This window comes from Micromonospora sp. CA-111912 (assembly GCF_050948415.1).
Taxonomy (GTDB): domain Bacteria; phylum Actinomycetota; class Actinomycetes; order Mycobacteriales; family Micromonosporaceae; genus Micromonospora.
In genome coordinates, this window is sequence record NZ_CP192007.1 from 1,571,918 (window position 1) to 1,589,365 (window position 17,448).

Genomic DNA, 17,448 nt, shown 5'->3' on the forward strand with positions numbered 1-17,448 from the left:
GGAGATGACCTCGTTGATCAAGAGGAATACGTCGGAAAGCGCCGGTGACGGTGACGCAAACCTCTTGATCAACGAGGTCGTTGGCGTTGTCGGGGGGATGGGGGAGAGAGCTCGGAGGGCTCGGGCGGGGGCGTTCGAGCGGTGGCTGGCGGGACTGTTGCCCTGGCCGGGCGGGGTGGCGTTGGTGGCCGTGGGCGGGCTGGGGCGGCGGGAGTGTGCGCCGTACGGGGACCTGGACCTGGTGTTGCTGCATGCCGGGGTGGGCGGGATGGACGAGTTGGCGCCGAAGGTCTGGTACCCGATCTGGGATGCGGGGCTGCGGCTGGACCACTCGGTGCGTACCGTCGCCGAGGCGCTCTCGGTGGCCCAGGACGACGTCAAGGTCGCCCTCGGCCTGCTCGACGCCCGGTTCGTCGCCGGGGACCGGGAACTGGCCGACACGCTGGTCCGGACCGCCACCGACCACTGGCGGCGCACCGTTGTCCGCCGCCTCCCGGGCCTGCGGGAGATCACCACCGCCCGCTGGCAGGCCCACGGCGAGTTGGCCTTCCTGCTGGAGGGTGACCTCAAGGAGGCCGCCGGCGGCCTGCGCGACGTGGGCATCCTGCGGGCCATCGCCACCGCCGGCATCACCGACGCGCTGCGCCCCGCTGTCCGGGCCGCCCACCTGCGCCTGCTGGACACCCGCGACGCCCTGCACGAGCAGGCCCGCCGCCGCATCGACCGGCTGGTCGCCCAGGAACGCGACGGGGTCGCAGCCCGGCTCGGGCTGCGGCAGCCCGGCGCGACTGACGCCGCCCAGTGGCCTGAAGCCGTCGGGGGACAGCTCCAGCCCGGACCGGAGCCCGACGACGGCGACGCGCTGCTACGCCGCCAGCCACCCGAGGACCCGGCCCACAAGCGAGAACAGGGGCCCGACGACGGTGACGGCGACGCGCTGCTGCGCCGGGTCGCGGGGGACGCCCGCACGATCAGCCACGCCCTCGACGACGCCTGGCGGGCCGCCGACCGGCTGCGCTCCGGCCGCCGCCGGGGCGTCGATTCCCGGCCGGTGCGCCGCCCGGTCGCCCGGGACGTCGTCGAGCACGACGGGGAGCTGGTGCTGGCCCGCACCGCCATCGGCGCCCGCCCCGACCCGAGCCTGTCGCTGCGGATGGCCGCCGCGGCGGCCACCACCCGGCTGCCGATCGCCCGGGCCACCTGCGAGTGGCTGGCCGCGTACTGTCCGCCGCTGCCGTCGCCGTGGCCCGCCGAGGCGCGCGCCGCGCTGATCACCCTGCTCGGGGCCGGTCCCGGGCTGGTGCCCGCCTGGGAGACCTGCGACCGGTACGGGCTGGTCGACGGCTGGCTGCCCGAGTGGACCCGAATGCGCAGCCTGCCCCAGCACAACCCGGTGCACCGGTACACCCTCGACAGGCACCTCGTGCAGGCCGCGTACGAGGCAGGTCGGCACACCCGCGAGGTGGACCGGCCGGACCTGCTGCTGCTCGGCGCGCTCCTGCACGACATCGGCAAAGGGCTGCCGGGCGTAGGTGCCGCCGGGCGGGCCGGCAGGCATGAGCCCGCCCACGCGGACCACAGCACCGTGGGCGCGCCGCTGGCCGAGGCCGTGGCCGCCCGGATCGGCCTGCCCGGGCCCGAGGTGGCGCTGATCGGCACGCTGGTCCGGCTGCACCTGCTCCTGCCCGACGTGGCCACCCGCCGCGACCTGTCCGACCCGGTGACCATCGCCCGGGTCGCCGAGCAGGTCGGCGACCCGACCACCCTGGATTTGCTGCACGCCCTGGTCCGCGCCGACGCGGCGGCCACCGGCCCGGCCGCCTGGTCGGACTGGAAGGGCCGGCTCGTCGCCGAGCTGGTCACCCGGGTCCGCACGGCGCTGGACACCGGCGTGCTGCCCGCCCCGCCCGCCCCGGACCCGGCGCTGATCGCCGGGCCACTGCCGGTCGTACACCTGACCGGGGACCGGGTGGCGGTGGCCGCGGCCGACCGGCGGGGGCTGCTCGCGACGGTGGCCGGCTGTCTGGCCCTGCACCGGCTGGAGGTGCTCGCCGCGGACGCCGCCACGGTCGACGGCCGGGCCCTGGTCGAGTGCCGGGTGCAACCCCGGTACGGTCTGCCGCCCGACCCGATCGCGCTCGGCGGCGACCTGCGCCGGGCGGTCGCCGGGGACGTCTCGGTCACCCAGCGTCTGCGCGGCCGGGCCCTCGCGGCGCGCGGCGGCGGGGCGGCGCCCCGGGTGGTCTGGCATCGGGAGGCGGCCACCGACGCGGTCCTGCTGGAGCTGCGCGCCGCCGACGCGGCCGGGCTGCTGTACCGGGTGACCTGCGCCCTCGACGAGGCCGGCGCCCAGGTCCGCGCGGCCCGGATCTCCACCCTCGGCGGCGACGTGGTGGACGCCTTCTACCTGGTCGGCGGCTGGCCCTCCGACGACGAGCGGGCCCGCCTGGAGGCCGCGGTCCTGGCCGCCGTGTGAGGGGCCGCCCTGGCCGCAGTGTGCGGCGGGAGCGGCCGTCCCCGCCCTCGGGCCCGCCTCCCGTCGTCGCGATCCCGCCGCTCGGCGGCGGGGCCGAAGCGCGGGCGCGGTCGGCGGGCTACCCTAGCCATGGCCGGACACCTGAGCCCGGCCGCGTTGTGCCCGCCGGAACACTGACAAACGGGATGTTCGCGTGTTTGACACCTTGAGTGACCGCCTCTCCGGGATCTTCACCAAGCTCCGCGGCAAGGGTCGGCTCACCGACGCCGACATCGACGCCACCGCGCGCGAGATCCGCATGGCGCTGCTGGAGGCCGACGTCGCCCTGCCGGTGGTCAAGGGCTTCATCGCGAACGTCAAGGAGCGGGCGCGCGGCGCGGAGGTCTCCCAGGCGCTGAACCCGGCGCAGATGATCGTCAAGATCGTCAACGAGGAGCTGATCAACGTCCTCGGCGGCGAGGGTCGGCGGCTCCAGTTCGCCAAGCAGCCGCCGACCGTGATCATGCTGGCCGGCCTCCAGGGTTCCGGCAAGACCACCCTGGCCGGCAAGCTGGCCCGCTGGCTCAAGGCCCAGGGCCACCAGCCGCTGCTGGTCGCCGCCGACCTCCAGCGCCCCAACGCCGTCGGGCAGCTCCAGGTGCTCGGTGGCCGCGCCGGCGTCGAGGTGTACGCCCCGGAGCCCGGCAACGGCACCGGCGACCCGGTGCAGGTCGCGCGCGCCTCGATCGAGCACGCGAAGCGGTCCGCCCGGGACATCGTCATCGTCGACACCGCCGGCCGGCTCGGCATCGACGCCGAGATGATGCGGCAGGCCGCCGACATCCGCGACGCGGTCAACCCGGACGAGGTCATCTTCGTCATCGACGCGATGGTCGGTCAGGACGCCGTACGCACCGCCGAGGCGTTCCGCGACGGCGTCGGCATCACCGGCGTCGTGCTCTCCAAGCTCGACGGCGACGCCCGGGGCGGCGCCGCGCTCTCGGTCCGCGAGGTGACCGGGCAGCCGATCCTGTTCGCCTCCACCGGCGAGAAGCTGGAGGACTTCGACGTCTTCCACCCCGACCGGATGGCCAGCCGGATCCTCGGCATGGGCGACGTCCTCACTCTGATCGAGCAGGCCGAACAGGCCTTCGACTCCGATCAGAAGGAGAAGATGACCGCCAAGCTGATGGGCGGCGAGCAGTTCACCCTGGAGGACTTCCTCGACCAGCTCATCGCGGTCCGCCGGATGGGCCCGATCGCCAACGTGCTGGCCATGATGCCGGGCATGGGGCAGATGAAGGACCAGCTCGCCGAGCTGGACGACAAGCACTTCGACCGGGTCACCGCGATCATCCGGTCGATGACCCCGGCCGAGCGCACCAACCCGAAGATCATCAACGGCTCCCGTCGGGCCCGGATCGCCGGCGGCTCGGGCGTCACGGTGATGGACGTCAACCAGCTGCTCAACCGCTTCACCGACGCGCAGAAGATGATGAAGCAGATGGGCGGCATGATGGGCCTGCCCGGCGGTGGTCGGCGCAAGGCGACCAAGTCGCCGAAGAACAAGCGCAAGGGCACCAAGGGCGGCAATCGGCCGCGTACGGGGGCGGGCGCCGGGCTGCCGGGCGGCTTCCCGGGCGGCATGCCGCAGCTCCCGCCGGGTCTGGACCCGAACGACCTGGCCGGTGGGCAGGGGCTCCCGCCCGGCTTCAAGCTTCCGAAGATCGACTTCAACAAGCTCGGCAAGGGCGGCGACAACCACCCCCGCTGACGCGTGTCGGTGACGGTGGGTGACACATCTGCGCCTTAGGGTGGTCGTCGCCCCCTGGGAGGAGATGTCATGACCGCAGCGCCGATCCTGCCCGAACGGCACGAGTGGACGGTCGACGACCTCGGTGACCTGCCGAAGGACCTTCCGTACGAACTGATCAACGGAAGGTTGATCCTGCCGTCGCCCACTCTGCTGCACCAGGGCATGTGCGTCGAGCTTCTGCTCGCGCTTCGGATCAACTGCCCGACGGAGTACCAAATCGGGATCGACCTGTCGATGCGGGTCGACCGTCGTAACGAGCCCAGGCCGGACGTCGTCGCGGTCCGCCGGGGCAACGCCGACCGCAGCCCGCTGCCGGTCGAGGAGGCGCTGCTCGCGGTGGAGGTCGTCTCGCCGACGTCCACCTTCCGCGACATGTACGACAAGGCCAAGGTCTACGCACACGCCGGGGTGCGGTCGTACTGGGTCGTGGACCCGCTCCAGGAACGCGTCACGCTGACCGAGTACGTGCTCGGCGCCGGCCGCGAGTACGAGCAGGTCGCCCACACCGATGCCCTGTTCGTCACCGAGCGCCCCTGGAAGGTCTCCGTCAACCTGCCGGCGCTCACCACCCGCCGGGACGGCCTGCTCGCCACCGACGGGGAGTGATCGGGTAGGACTGTGTGCATGGCTCTGCATGTGCGCGGTGTGCTGCTCCCCGACGACGAGGTCCGGGATCTCTGGCTGGTCGGCGACCGGGTCACCTTCGACCCGGTGCCCGGGGCGGAGACGGTGGTCGACGGCGGCTTCATCCTGCCCGGGTTGACCGACGCCCACTGCCACCTCGGCATCGCCCGGGGCGGTGCCCCGATCACCTCCCTGGACCAGGCCCGCGCGCTGGCCCGCGTCGACCGGGACGCCGGGGTCCTCGCGATCCGGGACGCCGGCTCGCCGTACCCGTACCCCGAGCTCGACGACGACCCGGAGTTGCCGCGACTGGCCCGCGCGGGCCGGCACGTCGCCCCGCCGAAGCGCTACCTGCGCGACATCGGCGTGGAGGTCGACGCGGCGGAGGTGGCCGCCACCGTCGCCGCCCAGGCCGCCGCCGGCAACGGCTGGGTCAAACTGGTCGGCGACTGGATCGACCGGGGGGTCGGCGACCTCGCCCCCGCCTGGGACGCCGACACGATGACCGCCGCCGTGGCCGCCGCGCACGACGCCGGGGTGCGGGCGGCGGTGCACACCTTCTCCGAGTCCGCCGTCGAGATCATGGTGCGGGCCGGGGTGGACTCGGTCGAGCACGGCACCGGGCTCAGCCTCGACCTGATCGACCTGATGGCCCGGCAGGGCACCGCCCTCGTCCCCACGATGATCAACATCGCGACGTTCGGCGGGATCGCCGAGCAGGCCCGCGCGAAGTTCCCCGGGTACGCCGACCACATGCTCGCCCTGCGCGACCGGTTCCCCGAGGTGGTCCGGTCCGCGTACGAGGCGGGGGTGCCCATCTACGTCGGCACCGACGCGGGCGGCGGCATCGACCACGGGCTGGCCGCCGAGGAGATGATGCTGCTGCACGAGCAGGCCGGCATGTCGGCGGTGGACGTCCTGGCCGCCGCCTCCTGGAAGGCGCGGGAGTGGCTGGGCTTCCCGGGCCTGGTCGAGGGCGGCCTCGCGGACCTCACGGTCTACCCGAAGGACCCCCGCCGCGACCTGTCCGTGGTCCGCACCCCCACCCGAATCATCCTCCGCGGCCAACCCCTCCGAAGAGGGTGAGGGTCAGGTCGGTCAGGGACCGGGCGGTCCGGTCGACCGGGGAGCGGGGGAGCACGATGTGGCTGACCACCAGGCGGACGATGGTGTCGGCGGCGAACGCCAGGGCGGCCGGGTCGGCCGCCGGGAGGCGGACCGTGGCCCAGTCCAGCAGCGCTCCGGTCGCCTCGGTGAGTACCAGTTCGGCGCGGGTGGTCAGGTACGGCAGCAGCTCGTCCGAGCCGCCCCGGGCGCTGGTCAGGATCGCCTTGAGCAGCGGGTTGTCCGCCGCCGCGGCGAGGGTGTGCGAGATCGCCGCGTACGCCCCGGCCGGGATGTCGTCGCCGTGCGCGTCCAGGTTGGCCCGCACGTCGGTGACGAACCGGTCCACCTCACGCCGGGCGAGGGCCTCGGCCAGCCCCGCCTTGCTGCCGAACTCGTTGTAGACCGTCTGCCGGCTCACCCCGGCGGCGCCGGCCACCTCGCCCATCCGTACGCCGTCCCAGCCGCCGGCCACGGTCTGCGCCCGGGCGGCGTCGACGATACTGTTCCGCAGTCGCTGCCGGGCGGCGTCCCTGAACTCACCCATGGTGGTCGAAGTCTACGGCCGGGGCTGCCCGACCCGCCGCCACGGGCGGCCGGGACCGCCCCTGGTGCATGGCCCGGTAGCGGTACGCGGCGTGCCCATGACGGCCGCCCGGCGGGTGACCCGGGAACGGCATGTCGCGCCCGATGGCGGCCGTCCGGCGGGGGCCGCATAGGATGTGCGGTCATGGCACGCGTGCTCACTCCCCGAGCGGAAGACTTTCCCCGCTGGTACCAGGACCTGATCGCCAAGGCGAAACTGGCCGACAACGGCCCGGTCCGAGGGACCATGGTCATCCGACCGGCCGGCTACGCCATCTGGGAGCGGATGCAGGCCGAGATGGACGCCCGGATCAAGGCGGCCGGCGCGGAGAACGCGTACTTCCCGCTGTTCATCCCGGAGAGCTACCTCAAGCGCGAGGCCGAGCACGTCGAGGGCTTCTCGCCGGAGCTGGCGGTGGTCACCCACGGCGGCGGCAAGCAGCTCGCCGAGCCGGTGGTGGTGCGCCCCACCAGCGAGACGGTGATCGGCGAGTTCATGGCCAAGTGGATCGACTCGTACCGGGACCTGCCGCTGCTGCTCAACCAGTGGGCGAACGTGGTCCGCTGGGAGCTGCGCCCCCGGATCTTCCTGCGCACCAGCGAGTTCCTCTGGCAGGAGGGGCACACCGCCCACGCGACCCGCTCCGATGCCCAGGCGTACGCCCGGAAGATCCTGCACGAGGCGTACGAGGACCTGATGGTCAACGTGCTCGCCATCCCCGTGGTGGTCGGCCTGAAGACCAGCCGTGAGCGCTTCGCCGGGGCCACCGCCACGTTCACGTGCGAGGGCATGATGGGCGACGGCAAGGCCCTCCAGCTCGGCACCAGCCACGAGCTGGGGCAGAACTTCGCCAAGGCGTTCGACATCAGCTACTCCTCCGCCGAGGGCGGCCGGGAGCACGCCTGGACGACCTCCTGGGGCACCTCCACGCGGATGCTGGGCGGCCTGATCATGGCCCACGGCGACGACAACGGGCTGCGGGTGCCGCCGAGGCTGGCGCCGGTCCAGGCGTACGTGATGGTGGTGAAGGCCGGCGAGGGCGTCGGAGAGGCGGCGGCCGAGCTGCTCGACGCGCTGCGCGACGCCGGGGTCCGGGTCGCGCTCGACGACCGCACCGACACCCCGTTCGGCCGCCGGGCCGTCGACGCCGAGCTGCGCGGCTATCCGGTACGCGTCGAGGTCGGCCCCCGCGACCTGGCCGCCGGCAACGCGGTCGTGGTCCGGCGTACGGACGGCTCGAAGTCGCCCACCCCGGTGGCCGAGGTGGTCGGCGCGGTGCTGGCCGCCCTGGAGGCCGACCAGCGGGCGCTGCACGACCAGGCCCTCGCGCACCGCGAGTCCCGAACCGTCGAGGTCGCCACGCTCGCCGAGGCGATCGAGGCCGCGGCCACCGGCTGGGCCCGGGTGCCGTGGTCGGCGGTCGGCGTGGCCGGCGAGGCCGAGGCGAACGGCCAGGGCGTCACCGTGCGCTGCCTGCTGCGCGCCGACGGCTCGGTCCCGGACTCCGAGGACGAGCCCGACCTGGTCGCCATCCTGGCCCGCGCCTACTGACCCACCGCCTGCGAGGGTCAGGTCGGCGGGAGCTCCACGTCGCAGTCCAGCCGGGTGCGAGCCGCCGCGGCCTCGGCCTCCGGGTGGTCCCCGCCGAGGGTGCGCTCGTAGCTCGCCATGGTGTCCCGCAGCAGCTCGCGGGCGCCCTCGTGGTCCTCGTCGGCGCGCCGGTCACCGCTCAGGTTCGAAGCGCAGGCCAGGGTGTAGGGGTGCGCCGCGCCCCGGACCGCGCGCAGGCGTTCCAGCAACTCCTCGCCGAGCCGCCGCGCCGCCCGCACCTCACCGAGCGCCCGCAGGTCGCTGGTTAGGTTGGTGCCGCAGGCAAGGGTGTACGGGTGGTCCGGGGCGAGCGCCGCCGACAGCCCGGCCCGGGTGCGCTCGTTGAGCTGGCGCGCCCTCTCCGGCTCGCCGGTCAGCCGCAGGCAGATCGCGAGGTTCACGGCGGCGCACAGCGCGTACGGATGCTCCTCGCCGGCCGTGTCGCGCAGCCGCTCCAGCGCGTCCTCGGCGCGGGCCCGGGCCCCGGGGGTCTCGCCGAGGCAGCGCAGGTCGTTGGCCAGGTTGCTGGCGGCGGCCAGCGACTCGGCGTAGTCCGGCCCGAACCGGTGCCGGTGCTGGGCCAGGCAGCCGCTGGCCAACTGGTACGCGTCGAGGTAGCGCCCGGCCTTGCGGCGGGTGACCGCTAGGTCCTTCATCGCCCGCAGCGAGTCCGGATGGTCGGGGCCGAGGAGCACCCCGTAGCGCCGGTGGACCTCCTCCTGGAGTTCCCACGCCCGGGCGTACTCCCCGCACTCGCGCAGGTCCCGGGCGACGTTGTTGGCGGAGAACAGCGTCGACCGGGTCTCCTCGCCGCCGAACCGGATCCGGTACCGGCGCAGGGCGTCCTCGTCGAGGGCGAGTGCGGCCCGGAACTCGCCCATCATCCGCCGGGACACCGCGTAGTTGTGCGCGGTGAGCAGCGTGCGCGGGTGGTCGGGGCCCAGCGCCAGCAGCCCGCGCTCGTGGGCCCGGCGGTCCAGCTCGTACGCCGCCTTCCAGTCGCCGAGCCGGCGCAGGTCCGCCGCCAGGCCGTTCGCCGCGCCGAGCGTCTCCGGGTGCCCCTCGCCGAGGTCGGCGCGGGCCCGGGCCAGGTTCGCCTCATCCAGCGACCGGGCCTGCTCGTACTCGCCCCGGCTGCGCAGCGCGTTGGCCAGCGTGACGCTCAGCGCCACCACGTCCGGGTGGCTCCGGGCGATCACCTCCACCCAGGCCGCCCGGGCCCGGGTGCCCAGTCGCTGGCACGCGGTGTACTCGCCCCGGGCGAAGAGGTACCGGCACAGGTTGATCACCAGGCCACGGACCGCCGGGTCGTCCGCGGCGGGGGCCACGTCGGCGGCCTCGGCGTGCACCAGCAGGTCGGCGTACCGGGTGCGGTGGACGATCTGGTCCGGCTCGCCCGGGTCGGCGGCGGCGAGCAGCCGTCGGGCCGTTCCGGCGTACGCGTGGCGCTCGGCATCGGTGAGCTGCTCCCGGAGGAACTGCTGGAAGACCCGGTGCAGCTGGACGGTCTCCCGGCCGTCGCGCTCGCCGATCCGGGCCAGCCCGTACCCGCCGATCTCTTGGAAGATGCCCGCCCGGGACATGGTGTCCCCGATCTCCTCGCCGAGCGGGGTGGGCAGCTCGACCGCCGGCCGGCTGCCGTCGGGCGGGCCGAGCAGCAGGGACATCGGCACCGGGTCCGGCCCCAGGAACGCGCACAGCCGCAGTAGCTGGGCGGCGGACAGCCGGCGCTCCCGGAGCCGGTTCATCGGCAGCACCCAGGCCATCACGACCTGCCGCTCGTACGACGCGACCTGGGCCTGGTTGAGCAGCGCGGTCATCCGCTGCTCGCTCTCGACCAGGTAGTCCCGCACGGGCAGGTGCGAGGTCGACAGGTACCCGGCGCTGGCGTCGAGGGCGAGCGGCAGGTCGCCGAACCGGTCGGCCAGCTGGAAGGCGTCGTGCTCGGTCAGCCGGGGCGCCCGCCGACGCAGGAAGTCGAGGCTCTCCATCCGTCGGTAGACGTCCAACTCCAGCACGTCGGCGCGGGACCGCCAGTCCTCGTCCCGCGAGGTCACCAGCACGTGGCACCGCCCCCGCGGCGCCCGTCCGTTGGGCAGCAGCCGGGCCAGCTCGTGCGGTGCGGGTGCGTTGTCGAAGACCAGCAGCCAGTCGCGGACCGGCTCGCCCCGGCGCAGCGCCTCCAGCACCGTGTCGGCGGTCACCCCGAGGTCGTCGCTGATCCGCAGGCCGATCGAGGCGGCCAGCCCGGCCAGGTCGGCCCGGGCAGTGGAGAGCTGCTCGCTGCGCACGTACCAGACCAGGTCGTAGCAGGCCGCGAAGCGGTACGCGTACTCGACCGCGAGCTGGGTCTTGCCGACCCCGGCCGGGCCCAGCACCGCCGTCGGCATCACCGCCGTCACATCCCCGGTGAGCAGCTCCCGCAGCTCCCGCAGCGCCTCCTCCCGGCCGGTGAAGTTCGGGTTGCGGGGCGGGAAGGGCTGGCGCCAGTACCGGGGCTGGTGCAGCGGCCAGGGCGCGGCTGACGACCCGCGGGGAGCCGGGGCGTCCAGCCCGAACAGGGCGAGGACCTCGGCGCGGGCGTCGGCCTCGTCCAGCACGCCGAGCACCGGGCACTCGCCGGCGGCGAGGAACGTCGGCCGGCGCAGCCCGACCGCCACCGGGCGGAACGCGGCCCCCCGCTCGGCCCGCAGGGCGGCCACCGCCTCCGCCCACTCGGCGACCGAGCGCGTTCCGGCGCGCAGCAGCGCGTCGCTCAGCACCAGCAGCAGCCCGGCGGCGTCTCCGGCCGCGTCCCGTAGCAGCGCGGCGAGGTCGTCGGCGGGCCGGGGATCGAGCTGTCGTGGCTCGGTGCCGGTCCCGCCCTGTTCGAGCTGCTCGCAGAGCCACTCCGCCCACAGCCGGTCGGCCCCGGCATGGGTCAGGACGATCCGCGGCCGGCCTTCGGCGGCGCTGCGCTGAGCACTCATCGAGCCTCCCTGGTCCCGGCCGCCGGACTCCCGAGGCCCGGTTGGGGCGGCCCGACCGAGCTACGAGGATAGCCTTCCGCACCCTCCACCTCACCCTCCGTCCGTCCTATCGGGAACCCGACACCGGCCGACGGGTCAGGCCGCGGCCGGGTCCGGTGCCGTCCGGGCGGGCCGATCGCCGGCCGGCGCCCGGCCCGATGGCGCGGCCGGCGCCGGCGCTCCGGGCACCCCGGCGACCCGCCGGGCCAGGTGATCGATCAGGCGGTACAGGTCAGCGCAGTACACCGACGGGTTGTCGAAGCCGCGCCCGGCGCGGAACCGGTGCGGGTACAGGCCGCCCCCACAGATCCGGTGCACCGGGCAGGCCCGGCACGCCCCGGGCAGCCCGGCCGCGCCGGCCTGGCCGGCCCGCACCGCGGGGTGGGCCAGCGCCGCGTCGAACCGGTCGGAGTGCACGGTCAGCCCCGTCGCCGCGGCCCCCGGGTAGGCCGCCTTCAGGGTGTCCACCAGCTCGATCTCGCCGTCGGTCTCCACCACCACGAACGCCGCCGGGGACAGCCCGACGGACTCGACCCGGCTCGACCCGCCGAGCAGCAGCACCAGGATCTCCTCCAGCATCCGCACGCCGGTCTCCCGGCGGGGCGCCGCGTACCAGCGCTCGAAGACCGCGATCAGCCAGTCGGCGTATGGCGTCGAGGCCGGGTCGGCCGGCCGACCCGGCGGCGGGTCGGTCCAGGTGCCGTGCGGCAGCAGGAAGTCGACCACCGGCGGGTCGAACTCCAGCAGCGCCTCGTAGGCGCGGACGGGGTCGGTGCGGAGGTCCACGGTGGCCAGCAGGCCGGCGAAGAGCGGCCGGTAGCGCGGCCCGGACAGCAGCTCCAGGGCGCGGACGGTGGCCGGGTAGCTGCTGCCGCCGTCGCGGCGGCGGCGGTGCCGGTCGGTCGCGGACCGGTCGCCGTCGAGGCTCACCCCGACCCGCACGTCGTGCCGCCGGAACGTCTCCAGCATGTCCCGGTCGAGCAGGGTCCCGTTGGTCTGCACCACGAAGGACAGTGCGGTCCCCGCCCCGGCGAGCCGGCGCAGCTCGGTCACCACGTGTTCCAGCCGGCGGGCACCGGCGAGCAGCGGCTCGCCGCCGTGCAGGACGACGCTGGCCTCGGCGACCCCGTGCTCGCGCAGGTGCTCGGCGATTCGCTCCCCGGTCCGCCGCACCACCTCGGCGCTCATCACCCGGGGCCGGCGGGCCCAGCTCTGGTCGGCCATCTCGTAGACGTAGCAGTAGTCGCAGGCCAGGTTGCACCGGCTGTGCACCTTCAGCACGAACTCCTGGAACGGCACCGGGGCCGCCGGAGGGCCGGCGTCGGTCACCGGCCCCCCTCGTCCGCCCCGGGCCCGGCCGGGTCGTCCCGGCCCCGGTACGGCGCGGTGGGCACGCCGCCGTTCTGGTTGTTGAACCGGGCCACGACCCGTCCCCCGGCGCTCGCCTCGGCCCGGACCCGCCGGATCACGTGGCGGAGCACGTCGGTGCCGCTCTCCGCCAGATCGTCGAGCATCTCCTCCGGCAGGATCGTCGGTGCGGACCCGAACTCGGCTTCCCTCATGCGCTCGGCCATCCCTCCGCCAAGTGCCGCAGGCCGCGCTCCGACGAGCGGCCCAGCTATGAACGTCGATCCCAAAGGCCGAGGATAACTCGCGGGTGCTCGGTCGAAGGGCCCGTGCGAGCTGCGGCAGTCGGCGACCGCCTGGACGCGGGTGGCGGCGCGAGGGCGGGACGGACCCGTCCCGCCGGTCCGCGGCCGGCCCGCCCAGGCGCGGGGGGCGGGCCCACGGCTGGCCTGGGCCCACTGCCGGCAGTGGGCCCACGCCCGGCCCGGGCCGGGAGCTAACCGTCCCCGGCCAGCCGGTCCAGCAGCCGCCGGGTGGCCGCCGGGTCCGCGTCGTCCGCGCCGAGCGAACGGACCTGCCCGGCCAGCACGTCCCGCAGCTCCCGGCGGGCCCCGCCGAGATTGCCGAGACCGGCCAGCGCCTCGGCCGCCGCGGACCGGGCGGCGAGGGCCCGGCGGTGCCCGGGGCCGAGCCGCTGGGCGAGGATGTCGGCCACCGCCCGCAACTCCTCCCGGGCCTCGGTGAACTGCTCCGCCGCCAGCAGCGCCCGGCCGAAGGCGACCCGCACCTCGACGGTGGGGGCACCGTCCGGGCCGTGGCGGCGGCCGTGCAGCTCCACCGCCCGGCGGTAGCACGCCACCGCGGCGGACCGCTCGCGCAGCGCGAGCAGCGCCTCCGCCAGCAGGCGGACCCGGTCGGCCAGCCGGGGGTCGTCGGCGGGCGTGACGTCGACCGCCCGGGCGAGGGCCTGTCGGGCGGCGTCCAGGTCGGCCCGGGAGCCGAACCGGTCGGCCCGCGCCCGCAGCGCGTCGCCGAGGTCGGCCAGCCGCCTGCCGAGCTGAGCGCCGGAGGCCGGTGACGTCCGCACGGCCTCCTCGTACCGGGCGCACGCCTCCTGGATGTCGCCCGCGTCACCGGCCGCGTCGTACCGCAGCCGCAGGGCGTCGCCCAGCGCGGCGAGGTGGCGGTGCCGGTCCGGGTGGAAGCCGGGCACCGCATCGAGCAGCCGGCGGGCGGCGTTGACCAGCGCGTCGCGGTCGTGGTCCCGACCGTCCCGGTCGACGCGCAGCCGCAGCAGCCGGCCGAGGGTGGCCAGGCACTCGACGTGCGTCACGTCGTCGCGGCCGCCAGCCGCCACGGCGGCCTGTGCCGTCGCCACCGCTGCGTCCAGCTCGGCGGGGTCACCGGTGGCGACGGACAGCTCGCCACGCGCCTCGGCGAGGCCGTGCAGGACCCGGGCGTCGCCGTCCGGCCCGGAACGCTCGGTGGCCTCGGCGTAGAGGGCTGCGGCGCGGCGCAGCAGTTCCGGCTCGCCGGCCTCCCGGGCGGCGCGGCGCAGCAGGTCCGCCAGGCGTACCCGGCGAGTGTGCCGCCCCGGCGTGTCCGCCACGTCGCCGCTCACCGCGTCCGCCCGGGTCAGCGCGGTCCGGTCCCCGGTCAGCGCGTACCGGCGCAGCAGCGCGTCGACAGCCCGCAGCCGCAGGTCGTCCCCGCCCGCCCCGGGGGCCGCCCCGGCCGCCGCAAGGTAGAGCTCGACCGCCTCGTCGAGGTCCGCCACCGCGCCGAGCCGGTCGGCCCGGACCACCAGCGCACGGGCCAGCCCGACGGTGCCGCGCCACCGCCCGGGGCGGGGGCCGTCGGGCACGGCGAGGGCGCTGCGGAACAGGGCCACGGCCTCGTTCAGGTCGGCCGTGGCGCCGCGCTCGGTGCACAGCGACAACCGGACCTCGGCGAGGTCCAGCACCGCCTCGGGGTCGTCCGGCTCCGTGCCGCCGTCGGCCCACCGCCGCACCTGCTCCAGGATGGAAGCCGCCTCGACCAGGTCGGTGACGTCCCCGGTGAGCTGGAACCGGGCCCGCAGCGCGCGGGCGAGGCCGGTCAGGTCGGTGCGGTCCGGGCCGGCGGCCGTCGCCTGCCGCAACACCCGGATGGTCGCGTCGAGCCCGTCGAGGTCCTGCTCGTCCACGGGTGAGCCGGTGACGGACGGGTCTGGCTCCGCCGTCACCAGAGGGCTCGGCTTCGCTGTCACCCGGCGGACCGGGTGGTGGCCGTTGACCGGGGACGGCGGGCCCGGGTCCGGCTCCCGCTGCTCGACGAACTCGATCAGCTCCCGGTGTCGACCGCCGAGCCGGGTCAGCACCGTGGCCGGGAGGCGGCCGAAGGACTCGCCGAGCCCCGCGTCGCCGGCCACCCCGGCCGGAGCGCTCAGCGCCGCCGCGAACTCCCGCATGCTGATGCCCATCTGGTGGGCCAGGAACCGGGCGATCTCGTGCCGTAGGCGCAGCAGGTCGGTGTGCAGCAGCAGGTCCCGCAGCATCGGCCGGATGCCCTGGTGGAAGTCGAACCGCAGGTCTCCCGCCGGGTCGGGCTGCCGGACGAGCAGCCCACCGAGGAGCACCTCCGCCAGGTGCGCGGGGTGGGCCGGCGCCGCCGACGCCTGCTGCACCAGGCGCATGATCGGCAGTGTCACCGGAAGGTCCGCGAGCTGGGTGGCCAGCCGCAGCGCCTCCGGGCTGGCGGTGGCCAGGAACCTGCTCAGCCGCCGGGCCGCCTCGTCCTGCGGGGGGCCGCCGACCGGTTCGACGGGTTCCGGCGGCCCGGGCTGCGGCGGCAGCGTGACCACCGCGTCGATCGTGCCGTCGCCGGTGCCGGTGAGCCGCGCCCAGCCGGCCAGCCAGTCCGGCTGGATCTGCAGCACCGGCACCGGGACGATCCCGCGCAGGCCCGCGCCGGGCCGCCACTGCCGGGGTACGAACCGGAGGCGGCGGTTGGCGCTGTCGCCCCCGGTCGCGGTGAGCCGGCCGCGCACCGGCACCAGGCCGCTGCGCCGCCACATCCGCTGGGGCAGCGGTTGCAGGATCGCCACGGTCTCGTGCCGGGCCCAGGTCTGCAGGGTGTGGAACATCGAGCCGTCGTGCCACTCCGGCCCGGCGCAGTCGCTGACCACGAGGATGAGCTGGCGCCCCCGGGGGTCGAGCAGTTCCCGCGTCGAGTGGCCGGGTACGCCGGGCCCGTCGGTCGGGCCCACGCTGAGTCGCCGCTCAGCCCCGGACGGCAGCCGCACCCGCTGGACGTGGCGGAAGGCCCTCAGCCGGCTCAGCGCCGACTCCAGGTCGGCCACCAGCGGACGCCAGACGGCCATCGACGCCCCGCCGTCCACGGCGAGGGTCAGGTCGAACCACGGCTGGGGCGTCGGGCGCAGGACCGGCACCCACAGTCCCTGCTCCACGACCCGCGCCGCGGTGGCCTCCTCGTCGAGGGCGAGCGTGTTCGGGTCGGGCACTCGGCGGCGCAGCGGACGCAGGCTCCGGGCCAACGCCCGGGTGTCCAGGGCGGGGGGTGCCGGGGCGCGGACCGGCAGGCCCGCGCCGCCGCTTCCCGCCGGCCGTCCGGCCGGCCGGGGCACGTGCAGGCGTACCCAACGCACCGGGTCGGGTGCGTCGGTGCCATCCGCCCGCGTCGGGGTGGGCCGGAGCCTTGTCAGGGGCGTCCGGGGGGTGGGGAGCCGGTTGGGTTCCGCCCCCTCGGGCGTCGGGTCCGCCGGTTCGGCCGGGTCGGTGTCCGCAAGGTCGGCCGGCGTCGGAGACGTTCCCGCTTCGGTCGGCGGACCGCCGCCGGGCAGGAACCGGGCCAGCCAGAGGGCGTCCGCGAGCTCCCGCGGCTGCACGTCGAGACCGCGCAGCGCACCCACCAGCCGGACCGTGCTCATCAGCTGTCCGGCCCCGCGTCGAGCTGCCGCAGCACCAGGTCCGCGAGCCGTTCCCGGTCCGGCCGCCCGCCGTCGGGTGCCTGGACGGTGAGGTAGATGGCGTTGAGGAGCTGGTCGGTGGCGAGGGTGCCGCGCTCCCGCCGGGACAGGAACAGCTCGACCAGGTCGGCCGTCTCGGCCGTCGGCTCGGTTCCGAAGTGCGCGGCGACGATCGCGGCGAGCTGCTCGGCGTCCGGCTGGCCCAGGTCCAGCCGCAGGCACCGGCGGTGGAACGCGGGGGAGAACTCGCGCTCGCCGTTGCTGGTCATGATCACGAGCGGGAACGCGTGGCAGCGCACCACGCCCTGGTGCACCGCCACCTGGTCCGCGCTGCCCTCGACCGGCAGTTCGACCTGTGGCTGGCTGGCGGCGATCCGTTGCAGCTCCGGGACGCGGTACTCGCCGTCCTCGAAGATGTTGAGCAGGTCGTTCGGCAGGTCCACGTCGCTCTTGTCGATCTCGTCGATCAGCAGCACCCGGGGGTGCTCGTACGGCAGCAGGGCCGTGCCGAGCGGCCCCAGGTGCAGGTAGCGGCCGATCGGCAGGTCCCCCGCAGTGCCGAGCTGATGGTGCAGGCTGGCCTCCTGGAGCCGGCCGATCGCGTCGTAGCTGTAGAGCCCCTCGGCGAGGGTGGACCGGCTGGTGATCGGCCAGCGCAGCACCGGCCCCAGGGCCAGCTCGTGCGCCACCGCGTACGCCAGGGTCGACTTGCCCACCCCCGGCTTTCCGGTGACCAACAGCGGGCGCCGCAGGTAGAGGGCGGCGTTGACCAGCTCCAGCTCGTCGGGGCGGGGCTGGTAGCTGACCGCCCGGTGCAGCTCACCGAGCCGTCGGCCGGCCGCGCCGTCCGGGCTCGACGGCGGTGCCGCCAGGGGGGCGCCGTCGAACACCCGCCAGGGCGGGGGAGGTGGCAGCCGGAGTATCCCGGAGTGGGGACTCCCCGTGCCCCGA

General features: G+C 75.4%; 11 protein-coding genes. 5 read left to right on the forward strand and 6 right to left on the reverse strand.

Going from position 1 to position 17,448, the window contains the following annotated elements:
- The first annotated feature begins 4 nt into the window (after nt 1-4).
- From ACQPZO_RS07225 to ACQPZO_RS07240, 4 genes are all read left to right on the forward strand, one after another.
- Nucleotides 5-2,476 carry a bifunctional uridylyltransferase/uridylyl-removing protein GlnD gene (locus ACQPZO_RS07225; RefSeq protein ID WP_433348164.1) on the forward strand — a complete coding sequence of 824 codons (2,472 nt, stop codon included), beginning with the start codon at nt 5-7 and terminating at the stop codon, nt 2,474-2,476.
- Nucleotides 2,477-2,669: 193 nt separating this feature from the next.
- A complete protein-coding gene (ffh, locus tag ACQPZO_RS07230) occupies nt 2,670-4,229 on the forward strand; it encodes a signal recognition particle protein (RefSeq protein ID WP_350888509.1) in 1,560 nt (519 codons plus the stop codon).
- Between the two features lie 69 nt (nt 4,230-4,298).
- Nucleotides 4,299-4,877, forward strand: a complete 579-nt coding sequence (locus tag ACQPZO_RS07235) for a Uma2 family endonuclease (protein ID WP_433348166.1) — start codon at nt 4,299-4,301, stop codon at nt 4,875-4,877.
- Nucleotides 4,878-4,895: 18 nt separating this feature from the next.
- Nucleotides 4,896-5,981, forward strand: a complete 1,086-nt coding sequence (locus tag ACQPZO_RS07240; protein WP_433348168.1) for an amidohydrolase family protein — start codon at nt 4,896-4,898, stop codon at nt 5,979-5,981.
- On the opposite strand, the gene ACQPZO_RS07245 is transcribed toward ACQPZO_RS07240, so the two are convergent.
- Entirely contained in the window at nt 5,947-6,546 is a 600-nt protein-coding gene (locus ACQPZO_RS07245) for a TetR family transcriptional regulator (protein WP_433348170.1), read from the reverse strand. The genes ACQPZO_RS07240 and ACQPZO_RS07245 overlap by 35 nt on opposite strands.
- A gap of 183 nt (nt 6,547-6,729) precedes the next feature.
- Here ACQPZO_RS07245 and proS point away from each other — a divergent pair, with 183 nt between their 5' ends.
- On the forward strand, nt 6,730-8,136 hold the full coding sequence (gene proS / locus ACQPZO_RS07250) for a proline--tRNA ligase (protein ID WP_433348172.1): 1,407 nt from the start codon (nt 6,730-6,732) through the stop codon (nt 8,134-8,136).
- Between the two features lie 17 nt (nt 8,137-8,153).
- Here the strand turns inward: proS and fxsT are convergent, their stop codons facing one another.
- The 5 genes from fxsT to ACQPZO_RS07275 form a co-directional block, all read right to left on the reverse strand.
- A complete protein-coding gene (fxsT, locus tag ACQPZO_RS07255) occupies nt 8,154-11,144 on the reverse strand; it encodes an FxSxx-COOH system tetratricopeptide repeat protein (protein WP_433348174.1) in 2,991 nt (996 codons plus the stop codon).
- A 135-nt stretch (nt 11,145-11,279) separates the two neighbouring features.
- On the reverse strand, nt 11,280-12,512 hold the full coding sequence (locus tag ACQPZO_RS07260; protein WP_433348176.1) for an FxsB family cyclophane-forming radical SAM/SPASM peptide maturase: 1,233 nt from the start codon (nt 12,510-12,512) through the stop codon (nt 11,280-11,282).
- Complete coding sequence (locus ACQPZO_RS07265; RefSeq protein WP_433348178.1) at nt 12,509-12,745, reverse strand: hypothetical protein; 237 nt, start codon at nt 12,743-12,745, stop codon at nt 12,509-12,511. Before ACQPZO_RS07265 ends, ACQPZO_RS07260 begins: the two co-directional genes overlap by 4 nt.
- 281 nt (nt 12,746-13,026) lie before the next feature.
- Complete coding sequence (locus ACQPZO_RS07270; protein ID WP_433348180.1) at nt 13,027-16,458, reverse strand: SAV_2336 N-terminal domain-related protein; 3,432 nt, start codon at nt 16,456-16,458, stop codon at nt 13,027-13,029.
- Nucleotides 16,458-17,387 (reverse strand): AAA family ATPase, encoded by a 930-nt coding sequence (locus ACQPZO_RS07275; RefSeq protein WP_433348182.1) that lies wholly within the window; start codon nt 17,385-17,387, stop codon nt 16,458-16,460. Before ACQPZO_RS07275 ends, ACQPZO_RS07270 begins: the two co-directional genes overlap by 1 nt.
- Nucleotides 17,388-17,448 lie beyond the last annotated feature (61 nt).